The sequence below is a fragment of the Janthinobacterium aestuarii genome (genome assembly GCF_051380835.1).
In the GTDB taxonomy this organism is placed as follows: domain Bacteria; phylum Pseudomonadota; class Gammaproteobacteria; order Burkholderiales; family Burkholderiaceae_D; genus Janthinobacterium; species Janthinobacterium aestuarii.
Genome location: NZ_JBNYXU010000005.1, coordinates 392,052 through 410,931, shown reverse-complemented (window position 1 = coordinate 410,931; position 18,880 = coordinate 392,052). Strand labels below are relative to the sequence as shown.

The 18,880-nt window shown below is 62.2% G+C and carries 18 protein-coding genes and 1 riboswitch; of the genes, 9 read left to right on the top strand and 9 right to left on the bottom strand.

Annotated elements, in window-relative coordinates; translation table 11 throughout:
- The first annotated feature begins 115 nt into the window (after window positions 1–115).
- Complete coding sequence (locus ACQ4WO_RS16360) at window positions 116–640, top strand: Lrp/AsnC family transcriptional regulator (RefSeq protein ID WP_034753092.1); 525 nt, start codon at window positions 116–118, stop codon at window positions 638–640.
- Here ACQ4WO_RS16360 and ACQ4WO_RS16355 read toward each other — a convergent pair.
- The 4 genes from ACQ4WO_RS16355 to ACQ4WO_RS16340 are packed head-to-tail and all read right to left on the bottom strand — an operon-like array spanning window position 632 to window position 5,184.
- Entirely contained in the window at window positions 632–1,345 is a 714-nt protein-coding gene (locus tag ACQ4WO_RS16355; protein WP_436482340.1) for a GNAT family N-acetyltransferase, read from the bottom strand. The genes ACQ4WO_RS16360 and ACQ4WO_RS16355 overlap by 9 nt on opposite strands.
- Window positions 1,342–2,454 carry a tRNA nucleotidyltransferase/poly(A) polymerase-related protein gene (locus tag ACQ4WO_RS16350; RefSeq protein WP_436482339.1) on the bottom strand — a complete coding sequence of 371 codons (1,113 nt, stop codon included), beginning with the start codon at window positions 2,452–2,454 and terminating at the stop codon, window positions 1,342–1,344. Before ACQ4WO_RS16350 ends, ACQ4WO_RS16355 begins: the two co-directional genes overlap by 4 nt.
- Before the next feature lie 12 nt (window positions 2,455–2,466).
- The gene (locus ACQ4WO_RS16345) at window positions 2,467–3,183 is read right to left on the bottom strand and encodes a glutathione S-transferase family protein (protein WP_436482338.1); all 717 of its coding nucleotides are present in this window, start codon (window positions 3,181–3,183) and stop codon (window positions 2,467–2,469) included.
- A 12-nt stretch (window positions 3,184–3,195) separates the two neighbouring features.
- Window positions 3,196–5,184 carry a lytic transglycosylase domain-containing protein gene (locus ACQ4WO_RS16340; protein ID WP_436482337.1) on the bottom strand — a complete coding sequence of 663 codons (1,989 nt, stop codon included), beginning with the start codon at window positions 5,182–5,184 and terminating at the stop codon, window positions 3,196–3,198.
- Window positions 5,185–5,216: 32 nt separating this feature from the next.
- Between ACQ4WO_RS16340 and ACQ4WO_RS16335 the strand changes: the two genes are divergently transcribed.
- Window positions 5,217–5,816: a 5-formyltetrahydrofolate cyclo-ligase gene (locus tag ACQ4WO_RS16335; protein ID WP_495542770.1), complete on the top strand. Its 600-nt coding sequence runs from the start codon at window positions 5,217–5,219 to the stop codon at window positions 5,814–5,816.
- Between the two features lie 15 nt (window positions 5,817–5,831).
- On the opposite strand, the gene metF is transcribed toward ACQ4WO_RS16335, so the two are convergent.
- The 4 genes from metF to metK form a co-directional block, all read right to left on the bottom strand.
- Complete coding sequence (gene metF, locus ACQ4WO_RS16330; RefSeq protein ID WP_436482335.1) at window positions 5,832–6,662, bottom strand: methylenetetrahydrofolate reductase [NAD(P)H]; 831 nt, start codon at window positions 6,660–6,662, stop codon at window positions 5,832–5,834.
- The gene (locus ACQ4WO_RS16325; protein WP_034753082.1) at window positions 6,649–7,005 is read right to left on the bottom strand and encodes a phage holin family protein; all 357 of its coding nucleotides are present in this window, start codon (window positions 7,003–7,005) and stop codon (window positions 6,649–6,651) included. Before ACQ4WO_RS16325 ends, metF begins: the two co-directional genes overlap by 14 nt.
- 201 nt (window positions 7,006–7,206) lie before the next feature.
- The gene (gene ahcY / locus ACQ4WO_RS16320; protein WP_092713571.1) at window positions 7,207–8,631 is read right to left on the bottom strand and encodes an adenosylhomocysteinase; all 1,425 of its coding nucleotides are present in this window, start codon (window positions 8,629–8,631) and stop codon (window positions 7,207–7,209) included.
- Between the two features lie 24 nt (window positions 8,632–8,655).
- Window positions 8,656–8,724: riboswitch (S-adenosyl-L-homocysteine riboswitch) on the bottom strand.
- Between the two features lie 123 nt (window positions 8,725–8,847).
- Window positions 8,848–10,014 (bottom strand): methionine adenosyltransferase, encoded by a 1,167-nt coding sequence (metK, locus tag ACQ4WO_RS16315; RefSeq protein WP_436482334.1) that lies wholly within the window; start codon window positions 10,012–10,014, stop codon window positions 8,848–8,850.
- Window positions 10,015–10,202: 188 nt separating this feature from the next.
- On the opposite strand from metK, the gene ACQ4WO_RS16310 reads away from it, so the two are divergent.
- The 3 genes from ACQ4WO_RS16310 to dapF are packed head-to-tail and all read left to right on the top strand — an operon-like array spanning window position 10,203 to window position 12,819.
- Window positions 10,203–11,072 carry a lysophospholipid acyltransferase family protein gene (locus tag ACQ4WO_RS16310; protein WP_070304528.1) on the top strand — a complete coding sequence of 290 codons (870 nt, stop codon included), beginning with the start codon at window positions 10,203–10,205 and terminating at the stop codon, window positions 11,070–11,072.
- Entirely contained in the window at window positions 11,069–11,944 is an 876-nt protein-coding gene (locus ACQ4WO_RS16305; protein WP_034753075.1) for an LpxL/LpxP family acyltransferase, read from the top strand. The genes ACQ4WO_RS16310 and ACQ4WO_RS16305 overlap by 4 nt, the downstream gene beginning before the upstream one ends.
- Window positions 11,945–11,955: 11 nt before the next feature.
- The gene (gene dapF, locus ACQ4WO_RS16300; RefSeq protein ID WP_436482333.1) at window positions 11,956–12,819 is read left to right on the top strand and encodes a diaminopimelate epimerase; all 864 of its coding nucleotides are present in this window, start codon (window positions 11,956–11,958) and stop codon (window positions 12,817–12,819) included.
- Window positions 12,820–12,830: 11 nt separating this feature from the next.
- On the opposite strand, the gene ACQ4WO_RS16295 is transcribed toward dapF, so the two are convergent.
- Window positions 12,831–14,333 (bottom strand): tetratricopeptide repeat protein, encoded by a 1,503-nt coding sequence (locus ACQ4WO_RS16295; RefSeq protein ID WP_436482332.1) that lies wholly within the window; start codon window positions 14,331–14,333, stop codon window positions 12,831–12,833.
- Window positions 14,334–14,748: 415 nt separating this feature from the next.
- On the opposite strand from ACQ4WO_RS16295, the gene ACQ4WO_RS16290 reads away from it, so the two are divergent.
- The 4 genes from ACQ4WO_RS16290 to ACQ4WO_RS16275 all read left to right on the top strand — a co-directional run bounded on the left by ACQ4WO_RS16290 (window position 14,749) and on the right by ACQ4WO_RS16275 (window position 18,800).
- A complete protein-coding gene (locus ACQ4WO_RS16290) occupies window positions 14,749–15,768 on the top strand; it encodes a porin (RefSeq protein ID WP_230518147.1) in 1,020 nt (339 codons plus the stop codon).
- Between the two features lie 178 nt (window positions 15,769–15,946).
- Entirely contained in the window at window positions 15,947–16,624 is a 678-nt protein-coding gene (locus ACQ4WO_RS16285; RefSeq protein WP_035823876.1) for a DUF484 family protein, read from the top strand.
- A 7-nt stretch (window positions 16,625–16,631) separates the two neighbouring features.
- Complete coding sequence (locus ACQ4WO_RS16280) at window positions 16,632–17,579, top strand: tyrosine recombinase XerC (RefSeq protein WP_436482331.1); 948 nt, start codon at window positions 16,632–16,634, stop codon at window positions 17,577–17,579.
- 138 nt (window positions 17,580–17,717) lie between these two features.
- Window positions 17,718–18,800: a CobW family GTP-binding protein gene (locus ACQ4WO_RS16275; protein WP_436482330.1), complete on the top strand. Its 1,083-nt coding sequence runs from the start codon at window positions 17,718–17,720 to the stop codon at window positions 18,798–18,800.
- Window positions 18,801–18,880: the final 80 nt, after the last annotated feature.

Here is an 18,880-nt window from a genome sequence, read left to right as displayed (position 1 = left end):
CCAAGAAGTAGCGCACAGTATAGGCGCGGTCTGTGGGCATTAAATGCCAAAGATCTCCCGAACATCCATGATTTGCGCAATAATATTGCGTGAAACAAGAACCACCGGAGGAAGCATGAGCAAAATTACGCTGGATAAAACGGACCGCAAGATCCTCGCCGTCCTGCAGGCCGATGGCCGCCTGTCGAATCAGGACGTGGCCGAGCAGGTCAGCCTGTCGCCGTCGCCATGCTTGCGCCGCGTCAAACGGCTGGAAGAAGCGGGCGTGATCCGCCAGTACGTGGCCCTGCTGGACCCGGAAAAGATCGGCCTGGGGCTATTGGCTTATGTCAACGTGCGGCTGGAAAAGCACAGCGACGCCACGGCCCACAGCACGGCAAGAGTGCTGGCGCCGAATCTGGTGACGAACACGTCGCCGCGCGCCGACTTCGCCGTGGCCGTAGCGCAATGGCCGGAAGTGGTGGCCTGCTATGCGATGACGGGCGAAATGGATTATCTGCTGCGCGTGCACGTGGAAGACATGGAGCACTTTTCGCGCTTCATGATGGCGACCCTGCTGCGCCACCCGGCCGTGCTGGACGTGAAATCGAGCTTTGCCTTGCAGCGCATCAAGGATACGACGGCCCTGCCCTTACTGTGACGGCGGTGACGGCGGCCCGGGCTTCTTCTTACGGCCCGGCAAGCGGTCCCACAACTTGAACGCGGCGCGCGCATTGGCCTTGAACGTGTAGTCGAACATGGCGAACTGCTCCTGCACGGCTTCCTGCAGCATGCTGCTCGGATTCGGCGGCAACAGTTTCAGATAGGCATCGGCTTCGCCATAGTCGCGCTGGATTTCCATGCCCGCCTTCTTGGCAATATGCATCATCGTCTTGTTTGACGACAAACAATGCATGTACAGGGTATCGACATCGTTGTTGCGGCAGTGGATCGCCGCCCGCTCGAACAGTTTCGACCCTACGCCCATGCCGCGCATGGATTTCGACACCGATACGCCAAACTCGGCCACCTGCTCCTTGTCCGTCACGACGCTTTTCGCCGGCGACGTGTCCTTCGGCGCGAACGCCAGATGCCCCACGCCCACCAGCTTGAACAGGCTGTTGTAGACGCCGTAGACCATGTCGCGCGAGAAATCCATCTTTTGCACGTACTGGGCGACGAGCTCATCGGGCAAGGCGCTGCCGAAGCGCAGCAGGCGGTCGCTTTTCTCCAGATTCAGGAAATGCTTCATCATGCGGCGCCGGTCGCGCTCATGCAATTGCTTGACGAGCACGGTCGGACGCCCGCCGCCGCTACGGTTGAGCCAGCGGCGAAACGGGTTCTGGAACAATTTGGGCAGGGTCATGGCAGCTCCGTGCTGCTGATCGCGTTCGTGACGGCTTCGACCCGCGCCGCATGGATGAGCTCGGGAATCCGCTTCGGTTCGTGTGCGCAAGCTTGTGCCAGCGCGCCCGCATCGACGCCGCGCACGGCCGCCAGCATGGCTTGCAGCCAGGCGGACTGCGGGAACACCGGATTGTGGGCCTGCACGTCGCAGGCGATGGCGTCCAGCATCTGCACAAAGCGCTGCGGCTTGCGCAGTCCGTCGCAGCGCTCGCACAAGCGCACCAGTTCCTCGGCGCGCAAGGCCAGCGCACCGGCGACGACAGCCTGCTCGCGCGCCGCCATCACGGCCAGCTCGCGGCAATCGTTGGGCACGCGCAGGCGCTCGCTGAGCGCATTGATCTGCCCAACCGGCACGGCCAGCATCAGCACGGCAAAGCGCACGCACAGTGCGTGGCCTGCGCCCGCCGCGTGATCGATCACGCGCAGCAAATGGTCGTTGATTGTCAATTCCGGCAGGATACGCGCCAGGGCGCCGCACTCGTGCAGCACCGTCAGCATGCGTGACGGCCGCGCTTCCATCAATCCTTTCGCCACTTCCTGCCACACGCGCTCGGCCACCAGGGCGTCCACTTCGCCGTCCAGCACCATCCGGCGCATCAGTTCCATGGTAGCGGACGCTACAGTGAAAGTATGAAAACGGGCGGCAAAGCGGGCCAGGCGCAAAATGCGCACGGGATCTTCGCCGAACGCATCGGAGACGTGGCGGAACACTTTGTTTTGAATATCGTCAATGCCGCCGAACGGGTCGGTCAAGCTACCGTCCTCGGCCTGCGCGATGGCGTTGATGGTGAGATCACGGCGCACCAGGTCTTCTTCCAGGGTGACGTCGGGCGCCGTGTGGAAGACAAAGCCCCGGTAGCCGGGGGCAGTCTTGCGTTCCGTGCGGGCCAGCGCGTATTCTTCCTGCGTCTTCGGGTGCAGGAAGACGGGGAAATCCTTGCCCACGGGCCGGAAGCCCCGGCGCAGCATGTCTTCCGGCGTGGCACCGACGACGACGTGGTCGTGATCTTTCACGGGCAAGCCCAGCAGTTGGTCGCGCACCGCGCCACCGACCGTGTAAATCTTCATGGTAAACGTCTCTTAATCAGGCAATTCCGCGTCGTGCTTGGGCGCCGTTTCCGTCTCCGCCAGCGCTTCCGCGATCCAGCGGGCCACGGCCGGGTGCGCCTGCACGCGCTCGCAATACGCGTTCAGGGCCGGCGCCAGGCTTACGCCATAGGTGCGGAAACGCATGACGACGGGAGCAAAGTACGCATCGGCGATGGAAAAATCGCCGAACAGGAACTGGTGGTGGCCAAAGCGAGATAAACACTCTTCCCATATTTCGCTGATGCGGCCGATGTCCGCCTGCGCGGCAGCCGTGCGGCCCCGTCCCGGCAACTTGGCCTTGATATTCATCGACATGTCCGTACGCAAGCCGGTGAAGCCCGAGTGCATTTCCGCGCAGACACAGCGCGCCATGGCGCGCGCGGCCACGTCCTGCGGCCACATGTGCTTATCGGGAAACTGCTCGGCCAGGTATTCGCAGATGGCCAGGCTGTCCCAGATCGTGATCTCGCCCGCCAGCAGCACGGGAACCCGGCCGCAGGCCGAATACTCGGCGATTTTGGTGGCCGTGTCGCTCTGGTCGAGCAGCACGCGCACTTCCTGAAACGCAATGCCGAACGCCGTCATGGCCACCCACGGGCGCATCGACCACGATGAGTAATTCTTGTTGCCGATGATGAGGGTCAGGCCCGGCTCGCGCGCGGCGGCCAGGGTTTGCGTCAGGCTGGGATCAAGGATGGTCGTTTGCATGGTCGGGTATCTTTAGTTGGATGAGGGCAAGTCAACCGCGATGGCGCTGTTTTTCGGCCCAACGGTACCCAGGCGCGCTTTCAGCGATTGCGGGCTCTTCTCGAACAGGGCCGCGTAATACGTGGCGTTGGCCATCACGTTTTTCACGTAGCCGCGCGTTTCCGTGTACGGAATGATCTCGGCAAAGACGGCGCCTTCCAGCGGACGGGTCATGGTGGCGCGCCAGATGCGCAAGCGCCCCGGTCCCGCGTTGTAGGCGGCGCTGGCCAGCACTTGCGAACCGTCAAGACCGCCAAGCACCATGTTCAGGTAATTCGTGCCCAGCAAGACGTTGGTGCGCACGTCGCTCAAGGTTTCCGTGACGAAATCCGTCAAACCGATCTTCTTGGCGACGTAGCGGGCCGTCGACGGCATCACCTGCATCAGGCCGGACGCGCCCACGTGCGACTGCGCATCCATGATGAAGCGCGATTCCTGGCGGATCAGGCCATACACCCAGGCTTTGTCGAGACCCAGGGTTTGCGTGGCCGGGTGCATGACGTCGTCGTGCGGCGTCGGGTAGCGCTGCGTATAGTCCACTTCCAGGCGCGTGCGGTCCGAGGTGTTGACCATGCGGTCGAGCACATTGTTCTGGCGCGCAAATTCCGCGGCCGCCAGATGCTGGCGGTCCGTCATCGAACGCAATTCCCAGTTCCACTCGCGCGTGCCTTCGAAACGCAAGCGCATGTTGAAGAATTTCAAGGCGCGCTGCAGTCCCGGATTGGCGGCCATGGCGGCGATTTCCGCCGGCGTGATGGGCTGGCCAGGCGGCGGCAGCACCAGGTGGTTGCCCAGCTCTTCATTGGCCAGCAAGCCGTAGAAATTCGATTGCTCGGCAATCGTGCGGTACAGGGCGTCCGCCTGCGCGTTCGGACGGCCCGGCGTTTCCGCCTGCTGCGCGCGCGCCAGCCAGTAGACCCAGGTCGGATCGGCACGCAAGGACGCCGGCATGGCCTGGATGGACGACTTCACCACAGGCCAATTGCCTTCACGCAAGGCGATACGCGCCTTCCACTGCATCTGCTCCTGGGTCAACGGCGCGCCATTGGTTTTTTGCCAATACTCAAACGCTTCCGGCGCCAGCGAATACGACGCTTGCAGGGCCAGGCTGGCCCAGCCGATGGCCTGTTCCTGCGGCGTCAGCTGCGAACTCGCCTTTTGCAAAGCCACGACGCCCAGCTTCAAGGTGCTTTTCGCCATGCGGCCGACGGCCACCAGGTACATCTCGTGGTCGGCGCGGCCCGCGCCCGCGCCCTTGGCCAGCACCAGCGCCGGCAAATCGATCGCTTGCGCCATCTTCGCGTCGGACGCGCCCAGCAGCAGCGCGATGCGGCGCGCCGGGCCCGTGGCGTTGGTCTGGCCCGCCAGGCGGATCTGCGCCCACAGGTCGTTCGTGTCGAACTGGCCGTTTTGCGCCAATGCCGCGATCAGGCTGCCGCACGCTTCGCCATAGCCGGGCGGAGACACCAGCAGGTTGCGCGCCTCGGGCGCCACGTTCTGTCCCTTGGCGGCGCGCGACATCAGCGCGTAGCACTTGAGCTGGGTGTCGTCGTCGAGAGCGAATTGCGGGTATTGTTCATCGAACACAACCCAGTCACGCTTGCGGCCCAGCTCCAGCAGCCAGTCGTTGCGGAAACGGTCGGCGATGGCGCTGCCCTTGTAGCGGTTCAGGTAATCGCGAAATTGCGCCTCGGTCAGCAGTTTGATGCGCGGTTTCAGCCGATAATAGTCAACATACGATGGAATCTGGTAATTCGTCAGGCGCCCCGCATAGAAGTCGGCTTTTTCGACGTCATCCTTGCGCGCGGCGTCGCGCAGCAGCAGGAAGGCATCATCCTCGCTGCGCGTGTCGGGGGCGGCTGGGGATACGGTGGTGGAAACCTGGGCCAAGGCGGCCAGGGGAGACAAGGCCGATGCAACACACAGCATCGTGCCGGCAATCCATTTCAGTGGGGAAATCAATGTACGACTCTCAATCTTAACTTGATGGTGATATGAATAGCGACCCTAGAATAACATGCGATCCGGCTACACGGCCACCCATTGCGCCACAGGAAAAAGCCGGCTTGCGCAAAGCCTTGCTGGCGGCCCGGCGCGCCTTGCCCGACGCCACGCGAGTAACGTGGGATGCGGCCATCGCGCAACGCCTGCTGGACTGGAGCGCACAGGAAAACGTCAAGGAACTGGGCGTGTACTGGCCCCTGCATGGCGAGCCGGACTTGCACGGCGCGTATGCGCAGCTGGCCGCGCGCGGCGTGGCGCTCAGTCTGCCCGTGGTGCTGGAAAAACATGCGCCGCTGGCATTCAGCCACTGGACGCCGGGCGAGCCCATGGTTAAAGATGGCATGGGCGTGGCGGTGCCGGCCCGGTTGCGCCTGCGGCCTGCGCCCGCCACCCTGCTCGTGCCCTGCCTGGGTTTTAATACGGAACGTTACCGGCTCGGCTATGGCGGCGGGTATTACGACCGCACACTGGCGGCCGCGCCGCGTCCACGCACGCTCGGTATCGCCTATGCCTGCCTGGCGGCCAGCTTTCCCAACGGCGAATACGACATCGCCCTCGATCACATCGTGACGGAGGGCGATCTGTACTGACGAATCAGACGGGGATTACTTGACCAGGCGCTGCCACAGTGCGGTCGTGGGCGCCGCCTGGTTCATGCTATAGAAATGCAAGCCTGGCGCGCCGCCGTCCAGCAAACGCTCGCACAAGCCCGTCACCACGTCCAGGCCGAACGCCTTGATGGACGCGCTGTCGTCGCCGAAGCTGGCCAGTTTCAGACGCACCCAGCGTGGAATTTCCGCGCCGCACATGTCCGAAAACCGCATCAGCTGCGTGTAGTTCGTGATCGGCATGATGCCGGCCACGATGGGCACGTCGATGCCCATCTTCTGCGTCTGCTCGACAAACTGGAAATACGCGTCGGCATTGTAGAAGTACTGGGTGATGGCCGCATTCGCGCCAGCCTGCACCTTGCGCGCGAACGCGTTCAGGTCGTCCTGCGGCGAACGGGCTTGCGGGTGCACTTCCGGATAGGCGGCCACTTCGATATGGAAATGGTCGCCCGTCTCGGCACGGATGAATTCCACCAGCTCGTTGGCGTAGCGAAACTCGCCCGAAGCGCCATAGCCGCTGGGCAAGTCGCCGCGCAAGGCGACGATACGCTTCACGCCGGCCGCCTTGAAGTCGGCCAGCACGGCGCGGATCGATTCGCGCGAGCCACCGACGCACGACAGGTGCGGTGCGGCCTGTTCACCGGCAGCCAGGATCTCGCGCACGGTGTCCAGGGTACCTTGCTGCGTGGTACCGCCGGCGCCAAACGTCACCGAGAAATACTTTGGATGCAACTCAGACAACTTGACACGCGTGGCGCGCAGCTTTTCCGCCCCTTCCAGGGTTTTCGGCGGGAAAAACTCAATACTGAAATTATGCTTTTCCATCGTCATTACTCAAAAGTAAGGTCGACAGGGCCCAGGAAATGACGCTGTACAGCAATGCACCCCCCACGGCCGACCAGAAACTGGCGACATGGAAACCATCGATCACCTGCGCCACCAGCCAGAACATGAAGCCGTTGATGATGAAAATGAACAGGCCCAGCGACAAGAACGTCACGGGCAAGGTCAGCAGGATCAGCAAAGGACGGATCAGCGCATTGACCAGCCCCAGCACGGCAGCGGCCAGCAGCGCGGTCCAGCCGCTGCTCATCGTCACCGAATGCATCAGGTAGGGGACGGCAAACAGGGCTGCCGCATTGATAAACCAAATCAGTAGCAAGCGCATTTCTCTAGCCTGTCAAAGAAAGTCAGGCCGGCAACAGCCGGCACAAAAGATATACCGATCAGTCTTGTTGCCTCAGGAACCGTAGCGAGCGGATGCGCGGCGTGGCCGAGAAGCGTAGCTGTACGAAGTACGGGGCCGCCGAGGCAGCGAGCATCGCCGGCCGCGCCCCGCGCCGCGCAGTAGGTTCATGAGGCAACCATCTTAGTAACGGTAGTGCTCTGGCTTGTAAGGACCTTCCGTGCGCACGCCGATGTAGTCGGCTTGCTCTTGCGTCAGTTCCGTCAGCTGCGCATTCAACTTTTTGAGTTGCAGGCGGGCGACTTTTTCGTCCAGGTGTTTTGGCAGGGTGTACACGCCGACCGGGTAGTTGGCCGTGTTTGCGTACAGTTCGATCTGGGCGATCGTCTGGTTGGCGAACGACGAACTCATCACGTACGACGGGTGGCCCGTGCCGCAACCGAGGTTGACCAGGCGGCCTTCGGCCAGCAGGATGATGCGGCGGCCCGACGGGAAGATGATGTGGTCGACTTGCGGCTTGATGTTTTCCCACTCATATTGTTTCAACGAAGCGACGTCGATTTCATTGTCGAAGTGACCAATGTTGCAGACGATGGCCTGGTCTTTCATGCGCGTCAGGTGATCGTGCGTGAGGATGTGATAGTTGCCCGTGCAAGTGACAAAGATGTCGCCGTGTTCGCAGGCGTAATCCATGGTCACCACGCGGTAGCCTTCCATCGCCGCCTGCAGTGCGCAGATCGGATCGACTTCCGTCACCCATACTTGCGCCGACAGGGCACGCATGGCTTGGGCCGAACCCTTGCCTACATCACCGTAACCGGCGATGACGGCCACTTTACCGGCGATCATCACGTCGGTGGCGCGCTTGATGCCGTCGACCAGGGACTCGCGGCAGCCATACAGGTTGTCGAATTTCGATTTCGTGACGGAATCGTTCACGTTGATCGCAGGGAAAGCCAGCTTGCCTTCCTTGTGCATTTGATACAGACGGTGCACGCCGGTCGTCGTTTCTTCCGTCACGCCGAGGATTTCCGGCAGGCGCTTCGAGTACCAGGTCGGATCGGCCAGCAAGTGCTTCTTGATCGAGTTGAACAGGCAGATTTCTTCGTCCGAACCGGGGTTGGCCAGCACCGACAGGTCGGTTTCCGCGCGCACGCCCAGGTGCAGCAGCAGGGTGGCATCGCCGCCATCGTCGAGGATCATGTTCGAGTAGACAGCCTTGCCGTCCACGTTCGGCCATTCGAAGATGCGGTGCGTGTATTCCCAGTAGTCGTCCAGCGACTCGCCCTTGACGGCGAACACAGGCGTGCCGGCGGCAGCGATGGCGGCAGCGGCGTGATCTTGCGTGGAGTAAATGTTGCACGATGCCCAACGCACTTGCGCGCCCAGTGCTTCCAGGGTCTGGATCAGCACGGCGGTCTGGATGGTCATGTGGATGGAACCGGTGATGCGCGCGCCTTTCAGAGGCTGCGCTGCCGCGAATTCTTCGCGGATGGCCATCAGGCCAGGCATTTCCGTTTCAGCAATCTTGATTTCTTTGTCGCCCCATGCGGCCAAGGTGATATCGGCGATGGTGTAGTCGTGTTGCGATTTGAGTACGGCGTTCATCACGCCCTCCTTTCAGTTGAAAAAGGTACGTGAGCGCAGTTGCAGGATATTCCGAGCCTGGCGAATTTCTTCGTCGCAACGCTCCTCGGACGGGGGATTTTAACATTGTCAAGGCCGGTACGCCAGCTTGTTTGCCATGCATTGCCATGTAACAACACATAAAAAAAGCGCCCACGACCTAAAGGCCGGGGCGCTTTTCTTGCAAGTCTGACTAGATTACTTCAGGCCGGCGGCGTCGCGCAGCAGGGCGACCTTGTCCGTGCGCTCCCACGTGAATTCCGGCTCTTCGCGGCCGAAATGGCCGTAGGCGGCGCTCTTCTGGTAGATCGGGCGCAGCAGGTCGAGCATTTGCACGATGCCTTTTGGACGCAAATCGAAGTGCGCCAGCACCAGCTTGGCGATTTCCGCGTCAGGAATCACGCCCGTGCCTTCCGTGTAGACGGTGATGTTGATCGGTTTGGCCACGCCGATGGCGTAGCTGACCTGCACCTGGCATTGACGCGCCAGGCCGGCCGCGACGATGTTTTTCGCCACATAACGGGCCGCGTAGGCTGCCGAACGGTCGACTTTCGATGGGTCCTTGCCCGAAAACGCGCCGCCGCCATGCGGGGCTGCGCCACCGTAGGTGTCGACGATGATCTTGCGGCCGGTCAAGCCGCAATCGCCTTGCGGACCGCCGATGACGAAACGGCCCGTCGGGTTGACGAGGAATTTCGTGTCCGTCAGCCATTCGCGCGGCAGGACAGGTTTGATGATTTCTTCGATGACGGCTTCTTCGATCTGCTTGTGCGAGATTTCCGGCGCATGCTGGGTCGACAGCACGACCGTGTGCACGCCGACGGGGCGGCCATCGACGTAGCGCAGGGTCACTTGCGATTTTGCATCCGGACGCAGCCATGGCAAACGGCCATCCTTGCGCAGCTGCGACTGGCGCTCGACCAGGCGGTGCGCGTAGTGGATGGCGGCCGGCATCAGCTCGGCCGTTTCATCGCAGGCGTAGCCGAACATCAAGCCCTGATCGCCAGCGCCTTGATCCAGATCAATGCCCGCACCTTCATCGACGCCTTGCGCGATGTCGGGCGACTGCTTGTCATAGGCCACCAGCACGGCGCAACCCTTGTAGTCGATGCCGTATTCCGTGTTGTCGTAGCCGATGCGTTTGATGGTTTCGCGCGCAACTTGAATATAATCCACATTGGCGTGAGTGGTAATCTCGCCAGCCAGCACCACCAGACCCGTGTTGCACAGGGTTTCGGCAGCCACGCGGGCGGCTGGATCCTGGGTCAGAATGGCGTCAAGGATGGCGTCGGAAATTTGATCGGCAACCTTGTCGGGATGGCCTTCCGAAACGGATTCGGAAGTGAAGAGATAGTCGTTTGACATTGCAAGCTCCTGATTACTATGTGAATGTTCTGTCGCAGTAAAGAGGATTTTGCCTGCGACGCTTTAGCGATATTTATATTCCGCTTCGCAAGTTGTCTATTAACTCAGCGGTTACTGCATACGTGGTATTTTACGCTTCTTAAAAAATTTTGGCACAGCAACACGCCATTCCTGGAAACCGCTTATACATGTTAGTCCCAATTTTTCGCTTCTTGTCCGTCTTTCCCCTGCCCGTCCTGCATGGCCTGGGCGCTGCGCTCGGCTGGGTGATTTACGCCATTTCCCCGTCCTACCGCCGCCGCATGCGCGAGAACATGCAAGGTGCGGGGTTTTCGCAACACTTGCACACGGCCGTGGCCGAAGCGGGCAAGAGCGTGCTGGAATTACCGTTCATCTGGTGCGCGCCGGCCGAGCGCGTGGCGCGCCACGCAACGGTGGAAAACTGGGAACTGGTGGAAAAAGCGCTGCAGCATGGCCGCGGCATCGTCTTCCTGACGCCGCACCTGGGCTGCTTTGAAATCGTCGCCCAGCAAATCGCCCTGCGCACGCCGCTCACCGTGATGTACCGCCCGCCCAAGCGCGCCGCCTTGAAACCGCTGATCGAAGGGGCCCGCGCGCGCGAAAACCTCATGCTGGCGCCAGCCAATATGTCGGGCGTGCGCATCTTTGCCAAATGCCTGAAAAAAGGTCAGCCCATCGGCCTGCTGCCCGACCAGGTGCCGCAGGAAGGCGAAGGCGTGTGGGCCGACTTCTTCGGCCGTCCCGCCTACACCATGACCCTGCCGGCCAAGCTGGCGCAGATGGGCGGCGCCGAAGTCATCATTACCTACGCGGAACGCCTGCCGGGCGGACGCGGCTATGTCGTGCATTTCGTGCCGTTTACCGAATCGCTCGACAGCACCTCGGCCGAACAGGCACGCACCATCAATGCGGCCATGGAGCAATTGATCGCGCGTAGCCCGGCGCAATACTTGTGGAGCTACAACCGCTATAAAGTGCCGCGCGGCGCACCGCCGCCCACGCCGGCCACGTCCGATGCCGCCGGGGAGCAGGCATGAGACTGCTGATCGCCTTCATGTGGCTGCTGCACTGGCTGCCCTTGCCTATCCTCGGCCGCTTCGGCGTGGCCGTCGGCAGCGTGCTGTTCATCGCCATGCCCACGCGGCGCAAGATCGCCCTGACGAATCTGCGCCTGTGCATGCCGGAATTGACGGAACAACAGCGCGTGGCGCTGGCGCGCCAGCATTTCCAGGCCTATTCGCGCAGCGTGTGGGAACGCAGCATCCTGTGGTGGTCGTCGGAAGCGCGCCTGAACCGCCTGATCAAAAAGGTGCCCGCCTTCCCGGGCCAGCAGATCGCGGCCAAGCCCACCATCCTGCTGTGTCCGCATTTCGTCTGCCTCGACGTGGCCGGCGCCGCCACGGCCATGGAAATTTCCGCTTCATCGATGTACGTGCAGCAAAAGAACGCCGCCTTCGACCAGGCTTTGCGCAACGGCCGTTCCCGCTTCAAGCCGCCCAAGCTGTTTACGCGCCAGGACGGCATCAAGACGATTTTGCGCGCGCTGCGCGACGGCTTGCCGTATTTCATGCTGCCGGATATGGATTTTGGCGAAAAGGATGCGGAATTCGTACCCTTCTTCGGCGTGCCCGCCGCCACCCTGACGGCCACGGCGCGCCTGGCGCTGGCCGCCAAGGCGCAGGTGATTCCCGTCATCGCCACCTTCCTGCCCAACTACCAGGGCTGGCAAGTGACCTACTATCCGGCGTGGGACGATTATCCGGGCGACGACATCACGGCCGCCACGCGCCGCATGAACGAGTTCATCGAGGAGCGCGTGCGCGAAGCGCCGGCCGAGTATTTCTGGACCCATAAACGCTTCAAGACGCGTCCGGAAGGCGAAGCATCGTTCTATAACCAGCACAAGTGATACGGCAGACCATGAAACTCCACTTTACGAAAATGCATGGCGCCGGCAATGACTTCATCGTCATCGACGCCATCAACCAGGATATCAACTTCACGCCGGCCCAGTGGCAACGCCTGGCCGACCGCCGTTTCGGCATCGGCGCCGACCAGATTCTCGTGGTGGAAAAGCCGCGCCTGCCCGGCTGCGACTTCCGCTACCGCATCTACAACAACGATGGCGGCGAAGTCGAGCAATGCGGCAATGGCGCGCGCGCCTTCGTCAAGTTCGTCAGCGAAAAAGGTTTGTCGAACAAGGCCAGCATCCGCGTGGAAACCATGGCCGGCGTCATCGCGCCGCGCCTGGAACTCGACGGCAGCATCACGGTCGACATGGGCGCGCCCATACTCGAGCCCGCGCTGGTGCCGTTCGATGCAGCCGGCCTCGATGGTGTGGCGCAAGGCAGCGACACCTTGTGGCCGCTGGACCTGGCACTGCCGGGCCAAACCGCGCCCGTGCTGGTATCCGTCGTCTCGATGGGCAACCCGCATGCCGTGCAAGTGGTCGGCGATGTCGATGCGCAAAACCTGGAACAATCGGGCCCGCTGATCGAGCACCATCCACGCTTTCCCCGCAGGGTCAACGCCGGCTACATGCAGATCGTCGACCGCCAGAACGTGAAATTGCGCGTATTTGAACGGGGCGCCGGTGAAACACTGGCGTGCGGCACGGGCGCCTGCGCCGCCGCCGTGGCCGGCATCCGTCGCGGCTTGCTCGATTCCCCCGTGCGCATCAGCGCGCGCGGCGGCGAACTGTCGATCGCCTGGCAAGGCCCCGGCCATCCCGTCCTGATGACGGGCCCGGCCGTGACCGTGTTCGAAGGCACGATCGAGCTGTAAGCACCTAAAAGTCAGGCCGCCAGGAACTGCTGTTCCTGCGCGACATCAAATTCGGCCAGGTAACATTTCAGGCGGTACAGGCGCTGCCGGTAATTGCCTTCCGGTCCCGCCACGCCGCAATCGACGCGTTCAAACAGGCGCACCACCTGATCGAGCAACTGGCGCTCCTGCGCCGTGCGGATCAGCACGAGGCGCCGCTTGCCGCGCCCATGCGCGGCACTGATATCGATCAACAAACAATGCCCCTGGTCGGCCGCATGGATATCGAGCAGCAGCGCCTCGGCACGCGACAGATGAAAGCAGCGCGCCAGTTCCAGGCGCGCCGCCAGCAAGGGATGGCTCTGGCCCAACTGGCGCAGTTGTCCATGCGCATGCATGGCGGTGCCCTGGCCCCAGTCGCCGGGTTCGCCTTGCGGCGCGATTTTCGCCAGCGCCGCTTCCGCTTCACTGCTGCCTTGCGCCTGCGCCTGCAGCAGCCAGTACGCGGCACGCACATCGTTGTTGACGCCGTCGCGGCGATTGCGCCACGCATGCATGCCGCACTCGAGCTGGGCCGGGCCATGCCCCAGGTCGGCGGCCCTCTCCAGGCAGAAATGGGCTTCGACCACATTACGCTGGGAAAATTCCGGTTTCGTATAGATGCGCGACAGCACGAACCAGGCTTCGGCCAGTCCCTGCTCGCCCGCCTGCGTCAGCCAGCGCACGGCACGCTTGAAATTGGCTGCGCCATTGCGCGTGGCCAGACGCTGGCCATGTGCATCCATGCGCGCATAGCCGAGCCCCAGCTCCAGCTGCGCCGTGCGGTCGCCGCCATGCGCGGCCAGCTCGCAGCACTGCCACCCTTCGGCATCGCCGCCAGGCGCCAATGCCTGGGCGCAGCGCGACAGCAACAGCACCTGTTGCGCGTCGAGGGCGATCGTGCGCGTACCGGCCGCCGCCTGGCGCTGCAGCAGCTCGCGCGCCAGCGGCAAGCCTTGCGACAGGAAACCCGCATGGTTGCCCTGGCTCCACGCCTGCTCCAGCCAGGCGTACAGCGGCGCGTCGCCATCGAAGGCTTGTTCGCCAGCCACGCTGCTGTCCTGCCCGGGTGCTGCCGATGATCTTTCTTGCAGGGATAGCAACCATTGCGCATCGGGCAAGCCTGCGCGTACGGCGGCGTCCAGCGCCACGCGCGCCTTGGCGCGCAAGGCTTCACTGCTGCTGGCGGCATTGCCCAGCACCAGTTGCGCCAGCACCAGGCCCGCCTGCACCAGACCCGCATCGAACGCTTGCGCGTAATACGGGATCAGCGCCTTGGCTGCCGGTTGCGCCACTTCGAACGGCACGTGCGTGCCAATCAGCAAGCACGCTTCCTGGCTATCCTCCTGGGCCGCCCGCGCCAGCCAGTGCAAGGCCGTCGGCAGGCTTTGCGGCACACCTTGTCCAAACAGATACACGCGCCCCAACGCCAGCTGGCAAGCCACATCGCCCGCACGCGCCCCCTTGATCAATCCTAATGTTTCGCGATTTGCCATCGATTCTCGATATTGAGTCAATGATTCTAATAATAGTGAGTCGTCTCCAGGCCCATCAGTGCAGGCCGTCCCTTAGTGTAACGTCCTTGTGTCATAAATCCGCCAAAGCGGCCGCAAGAACTTGATTCAACGCAACAATCTCGCGGCCAGGGCATGCCAATATCACAAGGCACCGATACCGTGGCGATGGGAGAACGCGTGCCATCGGTGCAGGATCGGCAGAAACCGCGCGTTACAAAAATACAACAGGGGCATGCAGTTACGCCGCTTTTCACCAATCTTTTCACGCATATTTGACCAATCCCGCACGTCTAGCGCGCCGACGAATTAAGGTTCATTCATCGAAACGCGGCAGTTGGCGCATTTCAATCTGCTCGGATCTCGGACGGAACTCACTTTTAATAGGGAATAAGACATGAAAAAATCACTCGTTGCCCTCGCACTCTTCGGCGCCTTTGCCGCAACCGCACAAGCGCAGTCGTCCGTCCAAATCTACGGCACGATCGATGCTGGCCTGGGCAAGTCGACCGGTGATACCACCAAAGTCACCAAGCGCGACAACAACAAGCTGGGCTTCAAGGGCACGGAAGATCTGGGCAATGGCTTGAAAGCTATTTTCCAACTGGAAATTCGCTATGAATCCGACACGGGTACGCTGGAAAGCAACGCCCGTCCGCTGTTCCAGGGTCAAAGCCGCGTCGGCCTGCAAGGCAACTTCGGTACCGTGCGCCTGGGCCGTGGCCTGACCGCCTTCCAGGAATCGAGCACCGCGTTCGAACCATGGTCGGGCATGCCTACGCCAGCCGGTTTCCAGACCGACCTCACCGTAGCCGCCTACACCAGCGATCCGCTGAGCCCGGCAGGCAACTCGCGTAACCGCTTCTCGAACGCCGTGTTCTACAACTCGCCAGTGTTCAGCGGCTTCCAGATCAATGCCACCGTCGCCGCCAAGGAAGCCAATGGCAACGCTGCCGTCGCTGCCACGGCTGCCAACCGCGCCGTGCCGGCCAATGCCACGCCCGATTCGAATCCATATTCGGTCTCGGCCACGTACACGAACGCGCAATTTGCCGCCATGGCCGCTTACGAGCGCAATGCGCTGGAAGCGAAGCTGTGGTCGGTTGCAGCATCGTTCAATCCGATCACGGAATTGAAACTGATGGCGTCGTACCAGCATCAGGATGACAGCAACTTCAAGCTCGTCAATACGGACACCAAAGCATGGCTGCTCGGCGCCAACTACGACGTCGGCCCAGGCAAGGTTCGCGCTGGCTACGGTCAAAAAACGCCAGACGGCGTGACCAAAACCAAGCAGGCATCGCTGGGCTACGACTACAACCTGTCGAAGCGCACCTACCTGTACGCGGACATCTCGAACCGCAAGGCAGCAACGTCGGTCACCTACATCGGTCTGGGCGTACACCACAATTTCTAATGGCCCGCCTGTCACCCTCCGCGGGTGACAGCTGACCAGGAAGACAAGGCGGCATGGGCAACCATGCCGCTTTTTTCATGGGCGTGCGGAAAATGCATCGGCGCCACGCCCTTTGCGCCTATGCCGCCGCACTCTCGGTTAGAATGAAGCGTTCAACTTTCACTGACAGATATTTTCAATGACCGCCACACTCGATTCCAGCACCGTCGCCCAGTACCTGAGCGAGCACCCGAATTTCTTCGAAGAGCATACCGCGCTGCTCGGTGAGGTCAAGCTGAGCAGCCCGCTGACGGGACGCACCATCTCGCTGCAGGAGCGGCAGATGGAAGTGATGCGCGACAAGTACAAGGCGCTCGAGCTGCGCATGTCCAAGCTGAGCCGTGTAGCCGAGGAAAATGGCGATATCGCCAGCAAGTTCCACGGCTGGAACCAGGCCATGCTGCAAGTGCGCAATGATGCCGACATGCCGCGCGTGCTGGTCGATGCCCTGCAAAGCAATTTCGACGTGCCTTACGTCAGCCTGCGCCTGTGGCAAGTGCTGCCGGAACACGCCGACGGCTGGTTCACGGAAGACGTGACGGCCGACGTGCGCATGTTTGCCAACAGCCTGCAAACACCGTACTGCGGCAGCAACCGCGATTTCGAAGCCGTGCACTGGTTGCAGGCAGATAAAATCGAATCGACCGTCATGATCGCCCTGCGCGCACCGAACACCACGGGCACCTTCGGCTTGCTGGTGCTCGGCTCGCCCGACAGCGAACGCTTTACGTCGAGCATGGGCACGGATTTCCTCGTGCATATCGGCGCCACGGCCAGCGCCGCCCTGGCCGCGCTGCGCGCCGGCTCGCCTGCCTGAGTACGCCATGAATGCGGCGCGCGGCAAGGCCGAGTGGCTCGACGCCTACCTGGCGCAGCTGGCCACGCAGCGCAAGCTGTCGCCGCATACCCTGGACGCCTACGGGCGCGACTTGCGCGCCTTGCTGGAACTGAGCGGCGATACGCCGTGGACGGCGCTGGCGCACAACGAAGTGCGCCGCTACACGGCCAAGCTGCACGCCGGCGGCCTCGACCCGCGCTCGATCGCGCGCAAGCTGTCGTCGTGGCGGGGCTTTTTCAACTGGCTCAGCGGCGAGACCACCCTCGACGCCAATCCCGTCGACGGCATCCGCGCCCCCAAGCGGGCCAAAACCTTACCCAAAGCCTTGTCGGTGGATGACGCCGTGCGCCTCGTGGCGCCCGCGCAACACCAGCAAGGCGCCGCCGAGCCGGAGCAGCTATGCAACCGCGCCATGTTCGAACTGCTGTATTCGAGCGGCTTGCGCGTCTCCGAGCTGACCAGCCTGGACACCCATTACTGCAAGGCCGAGAACGGCCAACCCGCCTCGCTGGGCTGGCTCGACATGGCCAGCTTCGAAGTCATCGTCACGGGCAAGGGCAACAAGATGCGCAAGGTGCCCGTCGGCAAGGCAGCGCTCGTGGCCCTGACCGCCTGGCTGGCCGTGCGTCCGCCGGCGGCCGATGGCAGCGCCGCCCTGTTTTTAAGCACGCGCGGCACGCGCATTTCGCCGCGCGTGCTGCAGCTGCGCCTGAAGGCGCACGCGCTGGCCACGGAAATTCCCGCGAATGTGCATCCGCATGTGCTGCGCCACTCGTTTGCTTCGCACGTGCTGCAATCGTCGGGCGACTTGCGCGCTGTGCAGGAAATGCTGGGCCATTCCAGCATCACCTCGACCCAGGTCTACACGGCCCTCGATTTCCAGCACCTGGCGCACGTGTACGACCAGGCGCACCCGCGCGCCAAGGTCAAGTAGGCAGCCGCGCCCGTTTGACAGCCTGATCCATATCAAGCGGATCGGCGCGCATTTGCAAGCTTTTGCAAAATTCCGGCATAATCGTCCGCATTCTTCCGCTTGCGCGGCGGCACCACCGATTACAGCATAGGCATCTTCATGGCACTGATTCCAACCACCATCCTCACCGGTTTCCTGGGCGCAGGCAAAACCACCTTGCTCAACCGCATACTGCAGGAAGACCATGGCATGCGCATCGCCGTGATCGAAAACGAGTTTGGCCAGGAAAACATCGACAATGAAATCCTGGTGCAAGATAGCAACGAACACATCATCGAGATGAACAACGGCTGCATCTGCTGCACCGTGCGCGGCGACCTGATCGTGGGCCTGACGGAACTGGCGCGCAAGCGCGACGCCGGCCTGCTGGCGTTCGACCGCGTCGTCATCGAAACGACGGGCCTGGCCAATCCCGGCCCCGTGGCGCAAACCTTCTTTGTCGATGAGGAAGTGGGCAGCCGCTACATGCTCGACGCCATCATCACGGTGGTCGATGCCCGCCATGCGATGAAGCAACTCGATGAATACGAGGAAGCCCAGCGGCAAGTGGGCTTTGCCGACAAGCTGCTGCTGTCGAAAACCGATCTCGTCAGTGAAGAGGACGTGGCCGCGCTGACGCGCCGCCTGAAGCGCATCAATCCGCGCGCACCGATCGCCAAAGTCGATTTCGGCCGTGCGCCGCTGGCCGAAGTGCTCGACATCCGCGGCTTCAACCTGAATGAAAAGCTGGAACTGGACCCGGATTTCCTCGCCACGGAAACGGCGCACGTCCACGATCACGACCATGCGCACGAGCACGAGCACGGCCATGAGCACAAACATGAACACACCGAAGCCTGCGCCACCGATTGCGGCCATGCCGACCACCACCATGCGCAGCACAGCGACGATATCGCCGCCTTTGTTTTCAAGAGCACGCAACCGTTCGACAGCGCCAAGCTCGACGAGTTCCTCGGCGGCCTGGTGCAAGTGTATGGCCCGCGCATGCTGCGCTACAAGGGTGTGCTGCTGATGCAGGGCGCCGAGCGCAAGGTGGTCTTTCAGGGCGTGCACCAGCTGATGGGCAGCGACCTGGGCGCCAAATGGGGCGAAAACGAAGTGCGTGGCAGCAAAATGGTGTTTATTGGCAAAAATCTACCAAAAGACATTTTTATTCGCGGACTCGAACAATGTTTGGTATAAACTAGCCGGGTTTTGCAAAGTATCCGTTGCAAAGCAGAAACAAAAGGGAAAGTTAAGCACGCTTTCCCGCTGTCCGACAC